The 24,563-nt window shown below is 24.7% G+C and carries 20 protein-coding genes and 4 tRNA genes; 7 read left to right on the forward strand and 17 right to left on the reverse strand.

Annotated elements, in window-relative coordinates; all coding sequences use genetic code 11:
- Nucleotides 1-50 precede the first annotated feature (50 nt).
- From rpoB to RJT65_RS00240, 11 genes are all read right to left on the reverse strand, one after another.
- Nucleotides 51-4,076, reverse strand: coding sequence for a DNA-directed RNA polymerase subunit beta (gene rpoB, locus RJT65_RS00190; RefSeq protein ID WP_343152815.1), 4,026 nt, complete (start codon nucleotides 4,074-4,076; stop codon nucleotides 51-53).
- A gap of 224 nt (nucleotides 4,077-4,300) precedes the next feature.
- Entirely contained in the window at nucleotides 4,301-4,669 is a 369-nt protein-coding gene (gene rplL / locus RJT65_RS00195) for a 50S ribosomal protein L7/L12 (RefSeq protein ID WP_343152816.1), read from the reverse strand.
- Nucleotides 4,670-4,755: 86 nt separating this feature from the next.
- Entirely contained in the window at nucleotides 4,756-5,241 is a 486-nt protein-coding gene (rplJ, locus tag RJT65_RS00200; RefSeq protein WP_343152817.1) for a 50S ribosomal protein L10, read from the reverse strand.
- Between the two features lie 224 nt (nucleotides 5,242-5,465).
- A complete protein-coding gene (gene rplA, locus RJT65_RS00205) occupies nucleotides 5,466-6,167 on the reverse strand; it encodes a 50S ribosomal protein L1 (protein ID WP_343152818.1) in 702 nt (233 codons plus the stop codon).
- 7 nt (nucleotides 6,168-6,174) lie between these two features.
- Nucleotides 6,175-6,603, reverse strand: a complete 429-nt coding sequence (rplK, locus tag RJT65_RS00210) for a 50S ribosomal protein L11 (RefSeq protein WP_343152820.1) — start codon at nucleotides 6,601-6,603, stop codon at nucleotides 6,175-6,177.
- Between the two features lie 68 nt (nucleotides 6,604-6,671).
- The gene (gene nusG, locus RJT65_RS00215; RefSeq protein WP_343152821.1) at nucleotides 6,672-7,211 is read right to left on the reverse strand and encodes a transcription termination/antitermination protein NusG; all 540 of its coding nucleotides are present in this window, start codon (nucleotides 7,209-7,211) and stop codon (nucleotides 6,672-6,674) included.
- Between the two features lies 1 nt (nucleotide 7,212).
- On the reverse strand, nucleotides 7,213-7,530 hold the full coding sequence (secE, locus tag RJT65_RS00220; protein ID WP_343152822.1) for a preprotein translocase subunit SecE: 318 nt from the start codon (nucleotides 7,528-7,530) through the stop codon (nucleotides 7,213-7,215).
- Nucleotides 7,531-7,868: 338 nt separating this feature from the next.
- Nucleotides 7,869-7,941, reverse strand: a tRNA-Thr gene (locus tag RJT65_RS00225).
- Nucleotides 7,942-7,947: 6 nt separating this feature from the next.
- Nucleotides 7,948-8,022, reverse strand: a tRNA-Gly gene (locus tag RJT65_RS00230).
- Between the two features lie 53 nt (nucleotides 8,023-8,075).
- Nucleotides 8,076-8,157: transfer RNA gene (locus RJT65_RS00235), tRNA-Tyr, on the reverse strand.
- Between the two features lie 19 nt (nucleotides 8,158-8,176).
- Nucleotides 8,177-8,249 (reverse strand) — tRNA-Thr (locus RJT65_RS00240).
- Between the two features lie 706 nt (nucleotides 8,250-8,955).
- Between RJT65_RS00240 and metF the strand changes: the two genes are divergently transcribed.
- The 5 genes from metF (at nucleotide 8,956) to cysE (ending at nucleotide 14,721) form a co-directional block, all read left to right on the forward strand.
- Nucleotides 8,956-9,843 carry a methylenetetrahydrofolate reductase gene (gene metF / locus RJT65_RS00245; protein WP_343152824.1) on the forward strand — a complete coding sequence of 296 codons (888 nt, stop codon included), beginning with the start codon at nucleotides 8,956-8,958 and terminating at the stop codon, nucleotides 9,841-9,843.
- A gap of 494 nt (nucleotides 9,844-10,337) precedes the next feature.
- Nucleotides 10,338-11,120, forward strand: coding sequence for an acetylglutamate kinase (argB, locus tag RJT65_RS00250; RefSeq protein ID WP_343152827.1), 783 nt, complete (start codon nucleotides 10,338-10,340; stop codon nucleotides 11,118-11,120).
- Nucleotides 11,121-11,138: 18 nt separating this feature from the next.
- The gene (locus RJT65_RS00255; RefSeq protein WP_343152828.1) at nucleotides 11,139-12,371 is read left to right on the forward strand and encodes an argininosuccinate synthase; all 1,233 of its coding nucleotides are present in this window, start codon (nucleotides 11,139-11,141) and stop codon (nucleotides 12,369-12,371) included.
- 64 nt (nucleotides 12,372-12,435) lie between these two features.
- Nucleotides 12,436-13,812 carry an argininosuccinate lyase gene (gene argH, locus RJT65_RS00260; RefSeq protein WP_343152829.1) on the forward strand — a complete coding sequence of 459 codons (1,377 nt, stop codon included), beginning with the start codon at nucleotides 12,436-12,438 and terminating at the stop codon, nucleotides 13,810-13,812.
- A 177-nt stretch (nucleotides 13,813-13,989) separates the two neighbouring features.
- Complete coding sequence (cysE, locus tag RJT65_RS00265; protein ID WP_343152830.1) at nucleotides 13,990-14,721, forward strand: serine O-acetyltransferase; 732 nt, start codon at nucleotides 13,990-13,992, stop codon at nucleotides 14,719-14,721.
- 166 nt (nucleotides 14,722-14,887) lie between these two features.
- On the opposite strand, the gene rpoD is transcribed toward cysE, so the two are convergent.
- From rpoD to rpsU, 3 genes are all read right to left on the reverse strand, one after another.
- Nucleotides 14,888-16,711: an RNA polymerase sigma factor RpoD gene (rpoD, locus tag RJT65_RS00270; RefSeq protein WP_343152832.1), complete on the reverse strand. Its 1,824-nt coding sequence runs from the start codon at nucleotides 16,709-16,711 to the stop codon at nucleotides 14,888-14,890.
- 207 nt (nucleotides 16,712-16,918) lie between these two features.
- Nucleotides 16,919-18,649, reverse strand: a complete 1,731-nt coding sequence (dnaG, locus tag RJT65_RS00275; RefSeq protein ID WP_343152833.1) for a DNA primase — start codon at nucleotides 18,647-18,649, stop codon at nucleotides 16,919-16,921.
- A gap of 99 nt (nucleotides 18,650-18,748) precedes the next feature.
- On the reverse strand, nucleotides 18,749-18,964 hold the full coding sequence (gene rpsU, locus RJT65_RS00280) for a 30S ribosomal protein S21 (protein ID WP_343152836.1): 216 nt from the start codon (nucleotides 18,962-18,964) through the stop codon (nucleotides 18,749-18,751).
- Between the two features lie 141 nt (nucleotides 18,965-19,105).
- Between rpsU and tsaD the strand changes: the two genes are divergently transcribed.
- Nucleotides 19,106-20,122 (forward strand): tRNA (adenosine(37)-N6)-threonylcarbamoyltransferase complex transferase subunit TsaD, encoded by a 1,017-nt coding sequence (tsaD, locus tag RJT65_RS00285; RefSeq protein ID WP_343152838.1) that lies wholly within the window; start codon nucleotides 19,106-19,108, stop codon nucleotides 20,120-20,122.
- A gap of 156 nt (nucleotides 20,123-20,278) precedes the next feature.
- Here the strand turns inward: tsaD and ribB are convergent, their stop codons facing one another.
- On the reverse strand, nucleotides 20,279-20,917 hold the full coding sequence (ribB, locus tag RJT65_RS00290; protein WP_343152839.1) for a 3,4-dihydroxy-2-butanone-4-phosphate synthase: 639 nt from the start codon (nucleotides 20,915-20,917) through the stop codon (nucleotides 20,279-20,281).
- 189 nt (nucleotides 20,918-21,106) lie between these two features.
- A complete protein-coding gene (rfaE1, locus tag RJT65_RS00295; protein ID WP_343152840.1) occupies nucleotides 21,107-22,084 on the reverse strand; it encodes a D-glycero-beta-D-manno-heptose-7-phosphate kinase in 978 nt (325 codons plus the stop codon).
- Between the two features lie 193 nt (nucleotides 22,085-22,277).
- Here rfaE1 and RJT65_RS00300 point away from each other — a divergent pair, with 193 nt between their 5' ends.
- The gene (locus RJT65_RS00300; RefSeq protein WP_343152841.1) at nucleotides 22,278-23,534 is read left to right on the forward strand and encodes a tRNA CCA-pyrophosphorylase; all 1,257 of its coding nucleotides are present in this window, start codon (nucleotides 22,278-22,280) and stop codon (nucleotides 23,532-23,534) included.
- 500 nt (nucleotides 23,535-24,034) lie between these two features.
- Here the strand turns inward: RJT65_RS00300 and crr are convergent, their stop codons facing one another.
- Entirely contained in the window at nucleotides 24,035-24,526 is a 492-nt protein-coding gene (gene crr / locus RJT65_RS00305; RefSeq protein WP_343152842.1) for a PTS glucose transporter subunit IIA, read from the reverse strand.
- Nucleotides 24,527-24,563: the final 37 nt, after the last annotated feature.

Below are 24,563 nucleotides of genomic sequence, written 5' to 3' on the forward strand. Positions count from 1 at the left end.
GATTGATTCCCGTTGAGGTAAAGAGTTGCAGTGTTAGTAATTAATATATTTTATTTTTCTTCTAATTCTATATTAATTCCTAATGATCTAATCTCTTTTAACAGTACATTAAAAGATTCTGGCATTCCAGGTTCCATCTGATGATTACCATCAACAATGTTTTTATACATTTTTGTTCTTCCATTAACATCATCAGATTTTACTGTTAACATTTCTTGTAAGGTATATGAAGCTCCATAAGCTTCTAGCGCCCATACTTCCATTTCTCCAAATCGTTGCCCACCAAATTGAGCTTTTCCACCTAAAGGTTGTTGAGTAATTAGACTATAAGATCCTGTAGATCGAGCATGCATTTTATCATCAACCAAGTGATTCAATTTAAGCATATACATGTATCCAACTGTTACTGGTCTTTCAAATTGTTCACCAGTTCTGCCATCGAACAAATTAATTTGTCCTGAAGGCGGTAAATCTGCGAGTAATAATAATGCTTTTATTTCAGTTTCATTTGCTCCATCAAAAACTGGTGTAGCGATTGGCATTCCTTTTTTTAAATTATTTGCTAAAGAAAATATTTCATAATCTGTAAATGAATTCAAATTTACTTTTTGTCTAATATTATCTCCTAAATCAAAGACTTTTTGTAAAAATTTTTTTATTTTTTCTACTTTCTTTTTCTTTTTTAATAAAGAATTAATTTTCTCACCTATTCCTTTAGCTGCCATTCCTAGATGAGTTTCTAAAATTTGTCCAATATTCATTCTAGAAGGAACACCTAATGGATTTAAAACGATATCTACTGGAACTCCATTTTTATCGTAAGGCATGTCTTCGATAGGATTGATTTTTGAAATTACTCCTTTATTTCCATGTCTTCCCGCCATTTTATCTCCAGGTTGGATTTGTCTTTTTACTGCTAGATATACTTTCACTATTTTTAAAATTCCTGGAGCTAAGTCATCTCCTTGAGTAATTTTTTTTCTTTTTTCTTCTATTTTTTTTTCAAATTTTCTTTTTAATTCATAATACTGATTAGACAATTTTGTTAATTGTTCTTTTTTTTCTTTCATGGAAACATTTAATAATTCTTCATGAGATAATTTATTAATATTTTCCTTTAAATATCCACTAGATATTAATACGTTCTTAATTCTACTAAATAATCCAAATTCAAAAATTTTAAATTCTTCTGTTAAATCTTTTTTAATATTTTTTAAATGCATTTCTTCAATTTCTAGAGTTCTTTTATCTTTTTTAATTCCGTCTCTAGTAAATATTTGAACATCTATAATTGTTCCTGAAATTCCATTAGGTACTCTTAAAGAAGAATCTTTTACATCAGATGCTTTTTCTCCAAAAATAGCTCGCAATAGTTTTTCTTCTGGTGTGAGTTGAGTTTCTCCTTTAGGAGTTACTTTTCCAACTAGAATGTCTCCATCGCTTACTTCTGCACCAATATATACAATTCCTGATTCATCTAACTTAGATAATGCAGATTCTCCAACATTCGGTATGTCAGAAGTAATTTCTTCTATTCCTAATTTTGTATCTCTGGATATGCAAGAAAGTTCTTGAATATGAATAGTAGTAAACCGGTCATCTTGAACTACTTTTTCGGATATCAAGATAGAGTCTTCAAAATTGTACCCATTCCATGGCATAAAAGCTACTCGCATATTTTGACCTAATGCAAGCTCTCCAAGATCTGTAGATGGACCATCTGCTAATACATCTTTTTTTTTCACAATTTCATTAGGTTGAACACAGGGTATTTGATTAATACACGTATTTTGGTTTGATCGAGTATATTTAGTTAGATTATAAATATCTATTCCAGCTTCATCAGGTAGAGTTTCAGAATCATTTACTTTAATAACAATTCTTGATGCGTCCATATACTCAACTAACCCACCTCTTTTTGCAATAACTGTTACTCCAGAATCTACAGCAACTGCTCTTTCCATTCCAGTTCCAACTAAAGGTTTATCTGATTTTAATGTTGGAATGGCTTGTCTTTGCATATTAGCACCCATCAGAGCTCGATTGGCGTCGTCATGTTCTAAAAAAGGTATTAAAGATGCACCAACAGAAACAATTTGTTGAGTGGAAACATCCATAAAGTTTACTTTACTTTTATGAAATAAACCAGATTCTCCTTTATTTCTACATGTAACTAATTCTTCCAAAAAATTTCCATTTTCATCTAAATTAGTATTAGCTTGTGCAATAATAAAATCTCCTTCTTCAATAGCTGATAAATAGTGTATTTTATTAGTTACAATGGAATTTTTAACTTTTCGATATGGTGTTTCTAAAAAACCATATTCATTAGCATGAGCATATACAGATAATGAATTAATCAAACCAATATTAGGTCCTTCTGGAGTTTCTATAGGGCATACTCTTCCATAATGAGTAGGATGAACATCTCTAACTTCAAAACCTGCTCTTTCTCTAGTTAAACCCCCGACTCCAAGAGCGGAAATTCTTCTTTTATGTGTTATTTCTGATAAAGGGTTGTTTTGATCCATAAATTGTGATAGTTGACTTGATCCAAAAAATTCTTTTACGGCTGCTGAAATTGGTTTAGCATTAATAATATCTTGTGGCATTAGTGTTTCTAAGTCACCAAGAGATAATCTATCTTTTACTGCTCTTTCTACTCTAACTAATCCTATTCTAAATTGATTCTCTGCCATTTCTCCAATAGATCTGATTCTTCTATTTCCTAAATGATCTATATCATCCACTTCACCTTTTCCGTTTCGGATATTAATTAATTTTTTAATTACATCAATAATATCTGATTTTCTTAACGTATTAGGGCCATGTATTTCTTTTCTGTGTAATGAGCAGTTAAATTTCATTCTTCCAACAGAAGATAAGTCATATCTATCTTCTGAAAAAAATAAGTTTGAAAATAAAGCTTCAGCAGCTTCTTTTGTAGGAGGTTCACCAGGTCGCATCATTCGATATATTTCTATTAAAGCGCTATTTTTATCAATTGTAGAGTCAATTTTTAAAGTTTCAGAAATATAAGGGCCATGGTCTAAATCATTAGTAAATAAGGTTTCAATTTTTTTAAAACCTGCAAGTTTTATTTTTTCAAATATTTCTAAAGTAAGTTCTGTATTAGCCGAAGCTATAATTTCTCCAGTAGAAATATTAAAATAGTTTTTTGATAAGATTTTTCCTATAATGTATTCAGTTGGAACTTGTAAACTTTTAACATTATTTTCAATTAGTTTTTTTATGTGGTTAGCGGTAATTCTTCTTCCTTTTTCAACATATAATATATTATTGTCGCATTTTATATTAAATGAAGCAGTTTCTCCTCTTAATCTTTCAGCTATTAATTGCATTTCAATTATTTTGTCTTTTATAAGATATGTATTAGTTTTAAAAAACATGTTTAATATATTTTCTGATGAATAATTTAATGCTTTTAATATAATTGTTACAGGTAATTTTCTTCTTCTATCAATACGAACAAACAAATGATCTTTAGGATCAAATTCAAAATCTAGCCAAGAACCTCTATAGGGAATAATTCTTGCATTATATAATATTTTTCCAGAAGAATGAGTTTTTCCTTTATCACTGTCAAAAAATACTCCAGGACTTCGATGTAGTTGAGAAACAATAACTCTTTCTGTTCCATTAATAATAAATGTTCCGTTATTTGTCATTAAAGGAATTTCTCCCATATATACTTCTTGTTCTTTTATATCTTTTATAATTGACTTGAAAGTATCTTTTTCATAGATAATTAATCGCAATTTAACTCGTAGAGGAGCGGAATATGTTGTACCTCGAATATGACATTCCTTAACATCAAAAATAATTTTTCCTAAACGATATCCTACATATTGTAGTTCAGCATTTCCATTATAACCTCTAATTGGAAAGACTGACCGAAATGCCGCTTCTAATCCATAAATTCCTTTTTTATCTTTTTTAATAAATTTTTTAAAAGAGTTAATTTGTATAGAAAGAAGATAAGGTATTTCTAATACTTTTGGACGTTTTCCAAAATCTTTTCGAATTCTTTTTTTTTCGGTATAAGAGTACACCATGGAGTTCCTCAACTAACTAAAGATCAAGCTTTTTCTTATTGAGAAAAATTATTGTTTTTCTTTTTATATATCGTATATATTGAATAATATTTTTATAAGAAAAAATTCTTATGGAAATAATATTTTCATATTTTAAAAGCTGGTGATTATTATCTCACCAGCTAGTAATATTAATTTAATTTTTTTTTAAAGTGTTTTTATATATTATAAAATAAGATTTATATTTATTTAATTTCAATTTCGGCGCCAGCAGCTTCTAAAGCTTTTTTTAAAGATAAAGAATCATTTTTATTAAGATTTTCTTTGATTATAACAGGAGCTGATTCCACTAGATCTTTAGCTTCTTTTAAACCCAAACCAGTAGCACTACGTGCCGCTTTAATAACTGCAATTTTATTTTTTCCTATCGATTTTAGAAAAACATTAAATTCTGTTTTTTCTTCTATATTGGATGTATTCTGATTGTTTCCAGAGTTGTTCTGAGAAACAGCAGAAACATTAAATTTTTTTTCCATATCAGAAATAAGATCAATTACATTTGTAACTGACATATCAGCAATAGCTTCTATAATTTGTTCTTTTGTAATAGGCATGAAAGTTTTCCTGAAATAAATTTAGACACTGTTTATGTAATGTTTAAATTAGCTGAATTTATTTTCTAAGTAATTTTTTTTAAGAATTACTTTTCTTTTATAGCAATTAATGTTCTAAGAAGTTTACCCAAAGTTATTTCTTGCATGATGTTAATTATAAGAATTATGCTTTCTTTATATGTTGGCATAGCTGCAAGTTGATCGATTTTTGAAGAAGATAATGATTTAGATTTTAAGGCAGCTCCAATAATTTTAAAACCCTTATTTTCTATAGAAAATTTTTTGAAAATTCTAGCAGCACTTCCTGGATGTTCCATAGAAAAAGCAATTAATATGGGACCTGATAATTTTTTTTTTAAACATTCAAATTGAGTTCCTTTAAATGCTAGTTTTAATAAATTATTTCGAACTATATTAAAAATAATTCCATTTTCTCTTGATTTTTTTCTAAGATAATTAATTTTATTTGCAATTATCCCCCTAGAATCTGCAATTATTGCTGATAATGCTAAATTTGCAGTTTTATGCATATTTTCAATAATTGTTTTTTTTTTCTGAAGGTTTAATCCCATTTATTTTTTACTCCTAGATTTTTAAGATAAAAATAATTCAATTTAGAGTTTTTTAAACCAAAAGGATGATAAGTATATTAGATTTTCAATATTTATATTTTTTAAATAATTTAAAGAATATAAAAAAATAATTTAAATGAACTATTAAAATTAAATTAAAAAATATATTTTTTTGATAAAAAAATTTTAAGTTGGTTCATTTTATAAATTTTAATAATAAATTTTTAATCAATAATTTCTTTTAAACTGGATTGATCTATTACTATACTTCCACCCATAGAGCTTGATAAAGTAATTTTTTTAAAAAATTTTCCTTTAGATTGTCTTGGTTTTAATTTTTTTATTGATTCTAAAAACTTAAATAAATTTTCTTTTATGCTGTTAGTAGAAAAATTTATTTTTCCAATAGCAGCGTGAATGATCCCATTTTTGTCATTACGAAATCGTATTTGACCTTTTTTGGCGTTTTTTACTGCATTGAATATATCTTCTGTAATTGTTCCTGATTTCGGATTAGGCATCAATCCTTTAGGGCCTAAAATTGATCCAATTGATGTTAATTTTTCCATACTTTCAGGAGAGGCGATTGCAATATCAAAATTCGCACCTTCCATTTTTATCTTTTGAATTAAACTATTTAAACCAAAAAAATCTGCTCCAGCTAATTTTGCTTGTTCAATATGAGTTCCTTGAGCGAATACAGCTACTTTAATTAATTTTCCAATACCATTTGGTAAAATAGTTGACCCTCGTACATTCTGATCTGATTTTTTAGGGTTTATACTTAAATTAACGGAAACATCCATCGTTTCTACAAATTTAACTGTTGATAATTTTTTTAATTTTTTAATAGCTACATCTACTTTAAGAATATTTTTTTTGTTAATTGTTTCCTTAATTTTTTTCATTCTTTTACTAATAAACATGTATTACTTACTCCGTAATTACTAAACCCATTGATTTTGCTGTACCTTCAATTGATTTACTCATTTTATCAATATTAGAGCCGGTCATATCTTTTTTCTTAATCTTCGCAATTTCTTGAATTTGTAGTTTACTAATATTTCCAACCGTTTCAGTTTTTGTTTTTCCTGATCCCAATTTGATTCCAGAAAATTTTTTTAATAATACAGAAGCGGGCGGTGTTTTAGTAATGAAAGTAAAAGATCGATCCGAGTATACTGTTACAATGACGGGAATTGGAGTTCCTTTTTCTAAGTTGCTTGTTTTCTCATTAAATAATTTACAAAATTCCATAATATTGACTCCTTTTTGACCTAAAGCAGGCCCAATTGGAGGACTTGGAGTAGCCGTTCCTGCGGATACTTGTAATTTTATGTATGATTGAATTTTTTTTGCCATCTTTGATTTTCTCTAGTTAATAAAATATTTATATTTTATTAAAAAATAACTGCAATATCTTATTAAGATTAATTTTTTTCAACTTGTGAAAAATCTAATTCTACTGGGGTAGCTCTTCCAAAAATTGATACCGATACTTTTAATCTATTTTTTTCATAATCTACTGTTTCAACCACTCCATTAAAATCTGAAAATGGTCCGTTTTTAACTCTTACTATTTCTCCAGGATCAAAAATAGTTTTAGGACGAGGTTTATTTTCAACTTTTTTTACTTTATCAATTATGATTTTTACTTCTTTATCACTAATAGGAGAAGGTTTTTCAGAAGTTCCTCCTACAAATCCCATGACTTTAGGAACATTCTTTATTAAATGCCAACTTAAACTAGTCATATTCATATGAATAAGTATGTATCCAGGAAAGAATTTATATTCGCTTTTTTTTCTTTTTCCTTTTTTTATTTCAACAACTTCTTCTGAAGGAACCATGATTTCATCGAATAAATCATTCATTTTTTTTAATTCAATGTGTTCTTTAATAGAGTTTACAACTTTACTTTCAAATCCTGAAAATGTTTGTAACACATACCATTTTTTCTTGTTATCCATTTTATATTCTCATTTTTGTAATTATTGAAATTATATAAAATAAGATATTATCTAACCCCCATATTATAATAGATGTTAAAAAAGTTACCAATACTATAACAAGAGTTGTGTAGAAGGCTTCTTTTTTTGTTGGTTTAACGATTTTTCTTATTTCTATTGTAGCTTCTTTTATTAAAAAAGATAATTTTTTTCCTCTTTCTGAAGATTGAATTAATATAATTGTTATTATTATTAAAAGAAAAATATTTATCTCGTATTTAGGTAAAAAATTTTTTTTAAGAAATAAATTATTTAAAATTAATAGGAATGACGAAATCAATATTGTAATACATTTTATGTATTCTGTAATATTTTTTTTTTTTTAATCCGTTTAGCTTGTTTCATAAAACATCTCAAAAAAGTTTTTTTAATATATTAAAAAGTTAAATTAAGTTATGGATAATTAATTTGAATATAAATTTTTAATTTAGTTTTTTATAAAATTTAATATTTTATTATTTATTTTTTTGAATAATTTGAATAAAAAACATTTTTTTATAAGATTTAGTAGTAATTCAAAAGGTATGTTTTCTAACAGTATTTTTTAGGACGCATAAGAAATGAATATCAGAAATATTTTTTTGAATTTATATTGTTTATAAATAAGAATATTGCTTTTGCTGATACCCAGGATTGAACTGGGGACCTCGCCCTTACCAAGGGCGCGCTCTACCAACTGAGCCATACCAGCTTTTTTTGGAGCGGACATCGGGAATCGAACCCGAATCTTCAGCTTGGAAGGCTGAGGTAATAACCTTTATACCATGTCCGCTTTTAAAAGTTTTGTATTTATATGCTTTATAAAAATAAAAATTTAATATTTTTTGGTGGGAGAAGGATTCGAACCTTCGAAGTCGATGACGGCAGATTTACAGTCTGCTCCCTTTAACCGCTCGGGAATCCCACCTAATAACATTTGCATTTGATGCCGGCTACCGGAATCGAACTGGTGACCTACTGATTACAAGTCAGTCGCTCTACCTTCTGAGCTAAGCCGGCTAACATAATTAATGTATAATATACTATAATACGTATAGAACTGTTCTTATGCAATAAAAAAATTTAAATTTATTGATAATTTTAAATTATCTTGTTTTTTTTTTAAAATTTAAATTAATTTAAATTTAAAAACATATTTTTTATTTATTTTTAAATTAATAAATTTTATACTTAGTAAGTAAATTACATTTATTTTTTTAAAAAAAATTTTTATTTTTTAAAGCTTTAAAAATAAAATTCATAAAAAAATCCGTATTTTTTATATAACGCTATTTTTTTATTTTTTTTGTGCAACATAGAATATTTTTTAAAAATATTGTTAAGATTAATTATGCAATAAATATTGTGAATTTTTAACAAAAAATTTTTAGATTTTAAATATTTCAAAAATTAGTAATGTTAATAAAATAAATACATTAATATTTTTTTTAAATTAAAAAAAAGAATTTAACAGAGAATTTTTTTTTAATTTCGAATCTTTTTTTTAAAATTTGCATGAATATTTAACACCTAAATTTTTTTGTTTTAATTTTTATAGTATTAATGTGATTAATAATCACCTTACTACATTTATTTACTTTTTAAATTATTAAATACATGTTCTATGTTAGTAAAAAATATATTTATTTAATAAAATACAAATTTTAAATAATTAAGTGTACAATATTTTGTACATATAAAAATAAAAATTTTTTGAGAAACAATTATGAATAATTTAAATTTATATCAAAAAGATTTCTTTTTTGAAAAATTTTCAAAAATAGGAGAAGAAATTCAAATTTCTTTTGAATTTTTTCCTTCTAAAGATAATTTTTTGGAAAAAAAATTATGGAATACTATTAAAAAGTTAAAACTGTTTAAACCAAGTTTTTTTTCTGTTACACATGGTGCAAATAGTGGCAATGAAAATTTAACCTATTCTTTAGTAAAAAAAATAAAAGAAACTACTAAAATTAATACTGCACCTCATCTTACGTGTTCAGATTTCACTAAAACTGAACTAAGAAATATTGCTAGAAAATATTGGGATAATGATATTTTTCAGGTTGTGGCATTAAGAGGTGATGAATTAGAAAATGGTAGTAAATCTAAAATGAATGCTCTTGATTTAGTATGTTTATTAAAAGAAGTAGCAGATTTTGATATTTCAGTTGCAGCTTATCCTGAAGTTCATCCAAAAGCTAAAAGTGCTTATTTAGACATTATAAATTTAAAAAACAAATTAGACGCTGGGGCTAATAGGGCTATTACCCAGTTTTTTTTTAAAATAGATCATTATTTACATTTTAGAGATAAATGTTCTTCTATGGGTATCAAAAAAGATATAGTTCCGGGAATATTACCTATTTATAATTTTGATCAATTACTTCGTTTTGCTAAATTAGGAAAAGTATCTATACCTAAAGGAATAAAAAATACTTTTAAAAATTTTAAGAATGATATAGACATTTGTAAAATTATAGGTTCAAATATAATGTTAGAAATGATTTATATATTATTTCGAGAAGGTGTTAGACATTTTCATTTTTATACTTTAAATCGATTAGAAATTGTTTATTTCATTTGTTGCATATTAAATCAAATATCTTTTTAAAAATTCTAACATTAATTTTTGATTTAATATAAATTAAAAAAAATTTTTTAAATAATTAATTACATGTTTAAGTGCTAGTAAATTAATTAATAACTTTTAATTAGTTATTTAGCTAATAGTTAATTAAATAGTTCTTTTATTTTTTATAAACTCCCATAAATATTAGTTAGCCTAGTATTTTTTAAAAAAATTTTTAGTAAAAATATTATTATTTAAAAAAAAATTGATTTTTACTAAAAATATTTTTTCTAAAAAAATATATATTGAATCTTATAACTTAATTTTTTTTGATTAATTTATTTTAGTTAAAATTTTTAAATTAATTAAATATAAAAGTCTTAATTTATATAAATAAATATTTATTTTTTTAATAAATCGAAAGAATTACTAAGATTATTAATATTAAAAATTAAATATTTTAAAAATATTTAGTTTTTTTTGGGAATTTTTAAATTTTTTTTTTATTTTTTAAATAAAACGTTGAGTTATTAAAAATGAGTAAAATTCCTTTAGTAATAAAGTTAGGCGGTTTGCTTTTAGATAGTGATGCTGCCATGAAGCGTTTATTTAAAATTTTTGTGTCGTACCAAAATTTGTATGACAGAAAAATAATAATCGTACATGGAGGAGGAGGAAGTATAGATAATTTAATGAAAAAATTATCACTTCCTATAAAAAAGAAAAAAGGATTAAGAATTACTCCAATTGAACATATTAAAATTATAGTTGGAGTAGTAAGTGGTACAGTTAATAAAATGTTATTAGCTTGGGCTAAAAAATATAACATTAATGCTATAGGATTGTGTCTAACAGATGGAAATAGTACGAGTGTAACTCAATTAAATTCTTCTCTTGGATACGTTGGTACAGCTAAACCTCAATCTTCTAAATTTTTAAAACTTATTTTAACTCAAGGAATTATTCCGATTATTAGTTCTGTAGGTATTACTGAAGATGGAATTTTAATGAATGTTAATTCTGATGTTGCTGCTACAGCAATATCTTTAGTTTTAGATGCAGATTTAATATTACTTTCAGATATAAGCTCAATTTTAGATGGTAAAGGAAAACCGATTTCTAAAATTAATACTAATTTAGCAAATAAATTAATTGATAGAGGAATTATTACCGATGGAATGATTGTTAAAGTTCATGCTGCTTTAGAAGCAGCTAAAACTTTAAATAAAGTAGTAGATATAGCAAGTTGGCAGAATGAAGACGAGTTGCAATTATTATTTCAAGGCAAATCAATAGGTACTCAAGTATTGCCACATTGATAATTAAGGAATTAAATTATGAATATAAAAACAGTTAAAAAAGTTATTTTAGCTTATTCAGGAGGTGTAGATACTTCAGCAATTATTCCTTGGATAATTGAAAATTACGGATATGAAGTAATAGCTTTTGTAGCAGATGTAGGACAATCCTCTAAAGATTTAATAGATATAGAAAAAAAAGCAATACAGTCTGGAGCAACTCAATGTTATATATGTGATCTTAAAAAAGAATTTGTGGAAAAGTACATTTATCCTATAGTAAGAATAGGAGCTTTATACGAATGGAATTATTTATTAGGCACAGCAATGGCACGTCCTATTATAGCAAAAGCTCAAATTGATCTTGCTATTAAGTTAAAAGCATTTGCTGTATGTCACGGAGCCACAGGAAAAGGAAATGATCAAGTAAGATTTGAAATGGCTTATGCAGCTTTAGCACCGCATTTAAAAGTAATAGCTCCCTGGAGAGAATGGAATTTTAAATCTCGAGAAGAATTGTTAATTTATTTACAAAAAAGAAATATTCCTATTGCTGCAACCATTAAGAAAATTTATAGTCGAGATGAAAACATATGGCATATTTCTACAGAAGGAGGGGATTTAGAATGTCCATGGAATGCAGCTAAAGAAGATTGTTGGATGTGGACAACTAATCCTAAATTAGCTCCAGAAATTCCTGAAAAAGTTTTTATTAAAATAAAAGAAGGGAACATACATTCAGTCAATAAATATGAATTAAAACCATTAGAATGTTTGAAAATATTAAATAAAATAGCATCCCGTCATGGTATTGGTCGCGTTGATATGGTTGAAAATAGATTAGTGGGTATTAAGTCAAGAGGTTGTTATGAAACACCAGGGGGAACTTTAATGATGAGTGCTGTAAGAGCTATTGAAGAGCTAGTGTTAGATAAAAATGCTTTTCAATGGAAACAAAAACTTTCATTAGAAATGGCTTCAGTAGTATATGAAGGTCGTTGGTTTACTCCTATTAGAAAATCTTTAGAAGCAGCAGGTGATATTTTGTCAAAAGATATAACAGGAGAGGTAGTATTAGAATTATATAAAGGAACATCAAGGGTAATACAAAAAAGATCAATTAATTCCTTATATTCTAAAGAATATGCGACTTTTGGAAAAGAGGAAGTATACGATCAATCAGATGCAAAAGGATTTATAAATTTGTTTTCCTTATCTTCAAGAATAAAATCAATGAATAAAAATTCTATCAATAAAAAATTTTCAAATTAAAATAATTTAGTCAAAAAAAAATTTTAAAGCAATTAAAAACTTTTCTATTGAACAAGGTAATATTATGTCTCTTTGGGGTGGAAGGTTTATTAAAGAACCTGATAGGTTCTTTAAAATATTTAATAGATCGTTAAATGTTGATTATAAATTAGTTAAACAAGATATTTTTTTATCAATTCAGTGGTCTAAAGCGTTGACAAAAGTTAATGTTTTAACGTTAGAAGAACAAAAAAAAATTGAATTTGCGTTAAATGCTATTTTAAAAGAAGTAGAAATAAATTCTAAGATTATATTAGAAAGTCAAGAAGAAGACATACATAGCTGGATTGAAAAAAAATTAATTTCTTCATTAGGTTCATTAGGTAAAAAATTACATACAGGAAGAAGCCGAAACGATCAAGTTACTACAGATTTAAAATTATGGTGCAAATGTAATATTAAAAAAATTTTAAATAGTGTAAATAATTTGAAAAAAAAATTAATTAATTTGGCAGAAAAAAATCAAAAATCTATTATGCCTGGATATACGCATTTACAAAGCGCTCAACCTATAACTTTTGCTTATTGGTGTCTTGCTTATTTAGAAATGTTTAAAAGAGACGAATCGAGATTAAAAGATGCTTTATATCGATTAGATGAAAATCCTTTAGGTTCGGGAGCATTAGCAGGAACAGCATGGAAAATAAATAGAGAAGAGTTGTCTATTAATCTAGGTTTTAGAACAGCTACTAAAAATGCTTTGGATAGTGTTTCGGATAGAGATTATGTTATAGAATTGCTATCTACTGCCTCAATTAGTATGATTCATCTTTCTAGATTTTCTGAAGATTTAATTTTTTTTAATTCAGGGGAAGTTAATTTTATTGAACTTTCCGATTCTGTAACTTCAGGATCTTCTTTAATGCCGCAAAAAAAAAATCCGGACGCTTTAGAATTAATTAGAGGTAAATGTGGAAAAGTGTGCGGAAATTTAATAAGTAATATGATATTATTAAAAGGTTTGCCATTATCTTATAATAAAGATATGCAAGAAGATAAAAAAAATTTATTTGAAACAATAGAAATATGGATTAATTGTTTAAAAATGTCTGTTTTAGTTTTAGAAAATATTACTGTAAATCTGAAAAATTGTAGAAAATCAGCTCAAAAAGGTTATACAAATGCTACTGAATTGGCTGATTATCTTGTTAAAAAAGGCATGCCTTTTAGAGATGCTCATGATATTACAGGAAAAATAATTTTATATGCTAGTAAATTAAATTTATCTTTGGAAAAAATTGAATTAAAAGTTTTTAAAAACTATAGCAATTTAATCGAAAAAGATGTATATGAAAATATCAGTTTAAATTCTTCATTAAAAAAAAGAGATGCTTTAGGCGGTGTTTCTTTTTCTCAAGTATCTAAAATGATAGAGTTAGAAAAAAAATTCTTAAATATGTAACAATATTTTTATATATAACTTTTAAATTTATCTTAAAAATATTCTTAATAAAATTAAATAAATATTTAAATTATATAATTTAAATATTTATTTTATAAAATTTTAAAAAATGTAAATTTTAATTTATCTCAAGAATAATATGTTTTTATATATAATTAATTATAGAGAGGAAAAATTTTGCTTAAAGAAGTAAATAAAATTTGGGAAAAAATAAAATATGAAGGAGTTGAAGCAATTAAAAAAGAACCTATTCTATATGATTTTTATTATTTTTATTTGTTAAAACATAATTCTTTTCAAATGGCATTATCAACTATTTTATCAGATAAACTAAGTAGTTCTTTTTTTTCAAATAAGAAATTTTTAAATCTTATTAATACTGTTTATGAGTCTAATTTTTCAATTATAAAAAATGCTATTAAAGATCTTCAAGTGGCATATTTTATTGATCCAGCTGTAAATTCTTTATCTATTCCTCTTTTATATTTTAAAGGGTTTCATGCTTTGCAATTATATAGAATTTCTCATTTTTTTTGGAATTCTTCTCAAAAATTATTAGCAACTTATATTCAAAATCAAATTTCTACGATTTTTTCAGTAGATATACATCCTGCTGCAAAAATTGGTTCTGGAGTCATTTTAGATCATGCTACGGGAATTGTAATTGGAGAAACAGCTAGTATTGGAAATAATGTTCAGATTTTACATTCAGTAACTTTAGGAAGTATAGGGGGAGAAAAAGGAGATAGACATCCTAAAATTAGAAATGGAGTTATGATAGGAGCAGGAGCTAAAATTTTAGGAAATATAAAAATAGGATCTAATGCAAAAATAGGGGCTAATGCAGTGGTTTTATCTTCTATACCTTCAAACACTACTGTTGTAGGAGTTCCTGGAAAAATAGTTTAGTTAGACATTAACAAAATTATGTAATTATTTTCTCAGCGTATTTATTAAACTTTTTTAAAAAACAATCTGTTTAAAACTAGATAACTAAGTCTAATAAATACACTATGTTTTAAATTATTTTTTTTTAAATAAATGAATTTAGATTAGTTACTACCTAATATTAGTATTAGTCATCTAAAAAACTTTTAAGTACTTCAGATCGACTAGGATGTCTTAACTTTCGCAAAGCTTTAGCTTCTATTTGTCTAATTCTTTCTCTTGTAACATCAAACTGTTTTCCTACTTCTTCTAAAGTATGATCAGTATTCATATCGATTCCAAATCGCATTCTTAATACTTTTGCTTCTCTAGGCGTTAATCCAGCTAAAATATCATGAGTAACAGAACGAAGACTTTCAGAAGTCGCTGATTCTAAGGGAAGTTCTAACGTGGTATCTTCAATAAAATCTCCTAAATGAGAGTCATCGTCATCTCCAATTGGAGTTTCCATGGAAATTGGTTCTTTTGCTATTTTTAATACCTTTCTTATTTTATCTTCTGGAATAAGCATTTTTTCTGACAATTCCTCTGGAGTAGGCTCTCTTCCCATTTCTTGTAACATATTTCTAGAAATTCTATTAAGTTTATTAATTGTTTCAATCATATGAACAGGAATGCGAATAGTTCTTGCTTGATCAGCAATAGAACGAGTAATAGCTTGTCTTATCCACCAAGTAGCATATGTTGAAAATTTATAGCCTCTTCTATATTCAAATTTATCAACTGCTTTCATTAATCCTATATTTCCTTCTTGAATTAAATCTAAAAATTGTAATCCTCGATTAGTATATTTTTTAGCAATTGAAATTACCAGTCTTAAATTAGCTTCAACCATTTCTTTTTTAGCACGTTTAGCTTTTGCTTCTCCAATTGCCATTCTTCTATTTATATCTTTTACTTGTTCTATAGTTAAACCTGTATCTTTTTCAACTTTTAATAATATATTAGATATAGACAAAATTTTATCTTTTATTTTATAAAGTTTTTCAGACCAAGGTTGTTTCATTTTTTTTGCTTGATGTAACCACTTAATGTTTGTTTCTTGACCAACAAATAGGCTAATAAATTTTTTTTTAGGCATTTTACATTTTTCAACACATAATTTCATAATTAAACGTTCTTGAACACGTACTTTGTTCATCATGTTTCTCATATTATTAACTAAATAATCAAATTGTTTGGGAGCTAATCTAAATTGTTTAAATATTTCAGATAAATTATTTATTTCTGAAATAGTATCTTTATGATTTCTTTTTTTTGATTTTATAGAATAATGTGTTATTAAGTATTGATTACGTAAAGCAAAAAATTTTTCTTTTGCTATTTCTGGATCTATTGAGTTATCCTCTTCATTTGTATTCTCTTTATCTAAATTATTTTCATGATGTTGTAATTCTTCTTCTGCATTATTTGATGCTGAAGATATATAATCTTCTATATTTGGGTCAACAAATCCTATTATTAAATCAGACAATCGCATTTTTTTATTTTCTACACGTTCATATTGTTTTAATAAGTAGGTAATTGCTTCTGGATACTCTGCTACGGAAGATTGGACTTGATTAATTCCTTCTTCTATTCTTTTAGCTATATCTATTTCACCTTTTCTAGTAAGTAATTCAACAGTTCCCATTTCACGCATATACATGCGAACAGGATCAGTTGTACGACCTAATTCTGATTCAACATTAGATAAGACCTGAGCTGCTGCTTCTACAGCATCTTCATCGGTATCTGTTTGTGTTTCATTTAATATAAGTTCATCAGCATCTGGGGCTTTTTCCACCACTTGTATTCCCATATCGTTAATCATTTGAATGATATCTTGAATTTGATCTGAATCAACAATATCATCTGGTAAATGATCATGAATTTCAGAATAAGTCAAGTAACCTTGTTCTTTCCCATATGTAATTAGTAGCTTGAGCTGAAACTGCGGATTTCGCTGCATAATACTGTGTCCATACTTCAGTTAATTAAATTTATTTTCAGTATAATTTTTATTTAACAATAAATATTATAAATAGGGTTAAAACTAATTGCTATAATATATTTTTTATTATACCATTTAAACGAAATTGTAAAAATTCTTTATTTTATTATTTTAATTTTAAAATTTTTAATTTTCTATTTTTTTTAGAAAAGTAAAAATAATCAATTATTTAGAAAGTTCTTTATTTATTAACCATAATTCTTTTTTTTCAGATGTATTTATATTTTTAATTCGATCTTTAGAAATTAAAGACTCTTGTCTATTTCTTAAAATAGTATTAAATAAATTTATCAAGGTATCTAAGAACACATTTCTTGCTTCTTTTTGAACGATCATATGATCCCATTGAATTAATTTTGATAAAATATTTTTTTTAGAATGTCTATAAAGTTCTAATAATTGGCCTGTATTTATATTTTCTTTTTTTTTACAATTATAAAAAATATCTAAAAATAAAGATATTCCTGGAATTTTAATCAATTTTAGTTCAGACAGATCCGGAATTATTTTGGCTATTTTAGGGTCTTGTATTAATAAAGCAATTAATGTTCGCATTGTATTTTTTTTTATTATTTTTAATTTTTTTTTATGTTTATAAAATAATGGAATTATTTTTTCTAGCTCGTATTCTTCAATAATTCCAACTATTTTTCCTAATTTTTTTCTCAAATAAATCTTTGTAATTTGTCCAGGTATTTTATCAATTAGTGTTTTTGATTTAATGCAAAATTTTATTTTTTCTTCTGTTGAAATAATAGTTTTATTTTTTAATAAACTTTGAAACAAGAACTTTGATAGGCTAATAGCATTTATAATTCTTTCTTTAAATTTTTTCTCTCCTTCTTTTCTAATTATTGAATCAGGATCTTCATTTATTGGAAGAATAATAAATTTGATTGTTCTTTCATCCGTTAAATAAGGTAAAGTTAGAATTAAAGCTTTCCAAGTTGCTTCTTTTCCGGCTTTATCTCCATCAAAACAGTAAATAATGTTTTTTGTTATTTTAAAAAGATTAGAAATTTGTAAATTAGAGATAGCTGTTCCTAATAATGAAATTGAATAATTAATATTAAATTGAGATAACATAATTACATCCATATAACCTTCAACAATAATTATATATTTTGGATTATTAGTTTTTTTATATAATTGGTAAATACCATAAAGATTATTTTTTTTATAAAAAATACTTGTTTCTGGTGAATTAATATATTTAGGAAAATTACTAGAAACATTCCTTCCTCCAAATCCATTAATTTTCCCTTTTTTATTTTTAATAGGAAATGTAATTCTTCCACAAAATCGATCGTATGTATTGTTTGTGACACATACAACCATTCCTGAATCAATAAGAAATTTTTTATCTTCTTTTTCTATTTGAGAATGTTCAGATAAAAATTTTTTTTTATTACTTGCGTATCCAATAGAAAATTTTTTTAAGGTTTTTTTATTCAATCCACGCTTTAAAAGATATTTGTAAATATGTAAAAATTTTGTTGAATAAAGATTGGTTTCGTATAAAAAAGAAATTTTTTCCATTAAAGAGTAAATATTTTTTTGTTTAACATATAATTTGTTTAAAGATGAGTGTTTTTTTTGAATTGGTAATATTAATCCATTTTTTTTAGATAATTCTTTAATGCTTTCTAAAAAACTTAGTTTTTCATAGTTCATCAAAAAATCAATAACATTTCCATTTTCTTTACATCCAAAACAATAAAAAAATTGTTTTTTAAGATTTACAGAAAAAGAAGGAGTTTTTTCATTATGAAATGGACAAAGAGAATAATAATTTTCTCCTTTTTTCTTTAATTTTATTCGACTACCAATAAGTTCTACTATATTCGTTCGATTTATTAGTTCTTGAATAAAATGTTGAGGAATTTTAGTAGTCATATACTATTTTTACTTATTATATAATTTTGACCGTACAGTTATGAACGGTCTTTTATAGAAAATATAAATATTAATTTTTTTATTTTCTTTAATTTTAGGTTAATACATTCTTATTTTTTTTAGATTTTCTCGAGATAATTTTTTAGAAAGTCTTTTTACTGCTGAAGATTTTGCTCTTTTTCTTTCAGTTGTTGGTTTTTCGTAAAATTCTCTTCTTCTAATTTCGGCTAAAATACCAGCTTTTTCACAGGATCGTTTAAATCTTCTTAAAGCTATATCAAAGGGTTCGTTATCTCTAACTTTTATTATTGGCATAATTTCAACCTTATAATATAATTATTTTTTATAATATTATTATAAATAAATAATTTTAAATGAATAACTTTTAATCCTACCTTATTGAGTATAAGGTTGTAAAGAACCATTTTTTTAAAAATAAAAAATAGGAAATAAATTATGAAAATATTAGGAATAGAAACATCATGTGATGAAACTGGAATAGCAATATATGATACAAATTTAGGTGTAATTATAAATAAATTATATTCTCAAAGTAAAATTCATTCTAAATATGGAGGGGTAGTTCCAGAGTTAGCTGCTAGAAAACATAGTCTTAAAATTGTTCCTCTAATTGTAGCAGTATTAAAAAAAATGAATAAAAGAAAAAGTAATTTTATTGATGCTATTGCATACACGGCCGGACCCGGGTTGGTTGGTTCTCTTTTAGTGGGAGCAAGTGTGGCTACATCTTTATCTTATGCTTGGAAAATACCTAAAATATCTATCAATCATATGGAAGGACATTTATTATCTCCTATGTTAAGTAATCATTTGATAAAGTTTCCTGTATTAGCATTGTTAGTTTCAGGGGGTCATACTCAAATAGTTCAATGTAATAAAATAGGAGAATATATAATTTTAGGAACTTCATTAGATGATGCTGCTGGAGAAGCGTTTGACAAAATTTCTAAATTATTAGGTTTGGGGTATCCAGGTGGAAAAAGAATATCTGAATTAGCTAAAAAGGGTAGATCAGAACATTTTTTTTTTCCTAGACCTATGACTAATGTTCCTGGTTTAAATTTTAGTTTTTCTGGATTAAAAACTTTTACGTCAAACGTTTATTTGAATTCTTCTAAAGATGATCAGTCTAAAGCTAATATTGCAAAAGCATTTGAAGATGCTGTAATTGATACGTTAATAATTAAATGCAAAAGAGCCATAGAAATGACTGGTATTAAACGATTAATTATAGCTGGAGGAGTTAGTGCAAATATAAAATTAAAAAAAGAAGCAAGAAAAATGATTAATTCTTATAGAGGAGAATTATATGTTCCACTAAAAAGATTTAGTACAGATAATGCAGCTATGATTGCATATGTAGGTTCATTGAGATATAAAAAGTATAAAGATTTTTCTTTAAAAATTTCAATAAATTCTAATTGGTCAATTTCAGATTTATTTAGTATATAATTACTATGTTTTTGTTTTTTACTTGTTAAGTTTTAATTTTAAAAAAAATTAAGTTACTTAATTCAGTAACTTAAAATAAAAAAATAAAACATAAATATAATTATTAATTTAATTTTTTTATGAACGGTTAATAACTATTAATAAATATTCATACATTTATACGTTTTTTACATAATTAATTATGTCCTTAATAGTTAAAACAGTTAAATTATTTTTTCTGGAAAAATTAATAATATCCGGAATACGAGCCATAGATCCATTTTTATTCGTTAATTCTGATAAAACTGCTGTAGGATTAAATCCTGCTAATTTAATTAATTCAATGGATGCTTCAGTATGACCCTCTCTAGCCAGTAAACCATTTTTATCTGCACATAAAGGAAAGACATGTCCAGGTCTATTTAAATCTTCTGGTTTAGCTTTACTTGATATTGCTGCTCTAATTGTAGTAATTCTATCGGTAGCAGATACTCCAGTAGAAACTCCTTTAGCTGCTTCAATAGACACAGTAAATTTTGTTCCATAAGTACTGGTATTATTTTTGACCATCATGGGCAATAGTAATTCTTTTCGTTTTTTTTCTGTAATGCATAAACAAATAATACCACTTCCATATCTAATAGAAAAAGCCATTTGTTCAATTGTCATTGTTTCACTAGAAAAAACTAAGTCTCCTTCATTTTCTCTTTTTTCATCATCTAATAAAATAATTCCATTTCCTTTTTTTAATTCTTGAATAGCTTTTAGTACTCTTTTTTTAGAGTTTCCAAATTCTTTTAATAATTTTTTTTTCATAAATTTTCCTGTTTTTTTCAAAATTAAATAAAATTTTATTTTTTAATATAAAAATTGCTATTTTTAATAGCATTATCGATTAATTATAATTCTTTTTAAGAAACATTTAATTATCATTTATTTTTATAGGAAAATTATTAACTTTAATTCTACAGGAATTTGTATATAAATTTATATTTTTTAGAAAATTTATTTAATAGTGGTAGTAATTTTACAATCCTGAAAAAATTTAATTTTTTTCAGCATTTCTTCTATACTAACGGTTGAAGTTCCTATTTTTTCAACAACTATTCCTGCTGCTATATTAGCGTACCAACATGCTATTTCAAAAGTTTTTCCTAATGATAACATAAGACTTATCAAGGATATAACAGTATCTCCTGCTCCGGTTGGATCATTTGCATTTTTTGAGAGCGATTGAAAATGAATAGAATTTTTATTATTTTCTATTAATGTCATTCCAAATTCAGATTGTGTAATTAATAAAGCAGATAATTTTAATTTAGAAATTAATAATTTTCCTTTTTTAATTATTTCTATTTTATTTTCGCATCTTCCTACCATACTTTGAAATTCTTCAAAATTAGGAGTTAATAACGTAGCACCAAAATATTTTGAGATATTTTCTTTTTTAGGATCAATTATTACAGGAATAGACAATTTTTTTGCAATTTTAATAATCGATTCTGTGCTTACTAAAGTTCCTTTATTGTAATCGGATATAATAACTACATTATAATTTTTAATTATTCTTGAAATTAATTCCAACATTTCTTCTTTTTTTTCAATAAAATATTTTTTTTCTAAATCTAATCTTAATAATTGATTTTTTTTAGAAATTATCCGAATTTTTTTTATTGTTTTGCTATTATAATTAATGATTAAATTATGTTTAAGATTAGTTTCTTTTAATAAATTCTTTATTATTTTTCCTTCTGTGTCATTTCCTATCACACCTATTAAATGAGCATTACCTCCTATTTTAGAAATATTTTTAGCAACATTAGCAGCTCCTCCAGCTCTATTTTCTACATTTTTTACATTTACAATAGGTGCTGATTTTTCAAAAAAGTTTTTTTTGTCAGTGATATGCCAATATTGATCTAAAATAATATCTCCAATAACTAATATATTTGATTTTTTGAAATCGGAAATTATATTAAACATAATGTACCACAATTTTAAAGTTTATGATTTACTCTTTATATCATATATTTTTTTAAGTATTAAAAGATATTTTTTTAAAAAAAAAATGATTTTTTTAAAAAAAAGCTTGTATTTCTACATTACATATTATGAATTTTTTTTAAAATAAAATTGTTTAGTTAGTAAAATAATACTAATTATTATAGGAATTTTTATGAAAGTATATTTAGTAGGTGGAGCAGTAAGAGATAGTTTATTAGGATTATCCATTAAAGATAAAGATTGGGTGGTAGTTGGAGCTACTCCTAGTATTTTACTAAAAAAAAAATATCAACAAGTTGGAAAAAATTTTCCAGTTTTTTTACATCCTACAAGCAATGAAGAATATGCATTAGCAAGAGTAGAAAAAAAAAAGGGAATAGGTCATACAGGATTTAATACTATATTCTCTCCAAATATTTCGTTAGAACAAGACTTAAAAAGAAGAGATTTAACAATTAATGCAATTGCACAAGATATAAATGGAAATTTTATTGATCCTTTTAATGGAATTAAAGATTTAAAGAATAGGTTATTAAAACACGTATCTTCATCTTTTAGTGAAGATCCTTTGCGAATATTAAGAGTTGCAAGATTTGCAGCTAATTTTTCACATTTAGGTTTTGTTATTTCTAAAGATACTATGAAAATTATGTCATTAATGGTTAAAAATAAAGAGCTAATGTATTTAAGTAAAGAAAGAGTTTGGAATGAAACAGAAAAAGCATTAAAAACAAATAATCCTCATATTTTTTTTAAAGTTTTGAAAGAATGTGATGCACTTTATATTATATTTCCAGAAATAGATAAAGTAATTAATTTTAATCATTTTTATTCAAATATTATTTTTAAAAATTATTCATCTAATTTATTTATAATTTTAGCAAAAATATCTAAAAATACTAGTGATATTTCTATACGTTTTTCTTCTATTTTTTCATTATTAAATAATATTATTTTTTTTAAAGATTCTTTATCTCATCAAGAATTTGATTATTGTTCTGCTATGCTAACAAAAAAAATGTGTGAACGTTTTAAAGTTCCAAAATATATTCAAGATTTTTCAACATTAATTTCTGGATTTTTTTTATTTTTGAGAAATTTTCATTTGCAAACGGAAAAGAAAATAATTTATTTTTTTAATCGAATGGATGTTTGGAGAAAACCAGATAGAATAAAAAAATTAATTATGTTGATTGAACAAGGTTTTGTTTCATTCAACTTAAGTAAAAATTCTAATTTTAATTATTGTATTTTTTTGAGTAAGTATTTAAAAAAAATATTTAATATTTCTTTAGATATTTCGGTACAATCAATTATAAAAAAAGGAATTTTAGGGTCTAAAATTAGTATTGAATTAGAAAAATTAAGAATTTCTAAAATTAAGAAATGGAAGAAGAAAAATTTTAAAAAGTATTTTTTACTAAAATAAATAATTTTAAAAAATTATTAATATTTAATTATTTTATTAAAAAAAATTAATAAATAGATATTTTTATTGTATATAATTTAAAAAATTTTATTTTAATATATAACATACATAAGTGTTAAAATATATAGAAAAGATTGATTAGGAAATTTTCCTATAAAGATAAAGCTCAAAAAATAATAGTAATAAATAATTTCTATAACTAGTTTCTGGTGTTAACAATTTTTTTTTTTTTTTTTAAAATGAAAATAAAGTATATTAATTTAAATTAATTTAAGTAACGATTTAAAAAAAAATTATTTTTTTATATTTTAATTTATAAAATAAGTACTAAATAAAGCCTTTGTAAAGCAAAAAATTGTAAATAATTAATTTATCTGGATTATTTGAAGTGGTTAATATTATTTAAATTTTTTTATATTTTTATTATTTTTTTAAAAAATATTACTAAATTATAGCTTTGCAGTTTAAACGGTAAAAATTTCCGTTCAAACTGTAAAGAATTATTTTAATATAGTCATAATTTTTGTTTTTCCTTCAATAACTTTCCCTGAAAATTTTTTTATTTTATTTATTTTTTCCATATTAGAAATAATTATTGGAGTTATTATGGATACTGCATTTTTTTTTAAAAATAGTAAATCTAAACCAATGATAGGTTCCCCTACTTGAACTTTTCTTTTTTTAATAATTAAATTTTTAAAACCTTTTCCTTTAAGCTGTACTGTATCGATTCCAAAATGTACAAATAATTCTATGTCTTCATCTGATTTTATAGAAAAAGCATGTAATGTTTTAAATATTTTTCCGATAGTTCCGGAAATTGGAGCAACTAATTGATTTCCTGATGGATTAATTGCTATCCCATCTCCAACTATTTTTTTAGAAAATACTTCATCAGGAACTTTTTCAAGATCTATTATTGTTCCTGATATAGGTGCAATAATATCAATTTTTTTTTGATTTTTTTTAAAAAATTTAGAAAAAAAATTCATTTCTTCCCCTTTATACTAAATAATTTTTTTTTAATTA

Source organism: Buchnera aphidicola (Mindarus japonicus), assembly GCF_039393905.1.
GTDB classification, from domain to species: domain Bacteria; phylum Pseudomonadota; class Gammaproteobacteria; order Enterobacterales; family Enterobacteriaceae; genus Buchnera_A; species Buchnera_A aphidicola_B.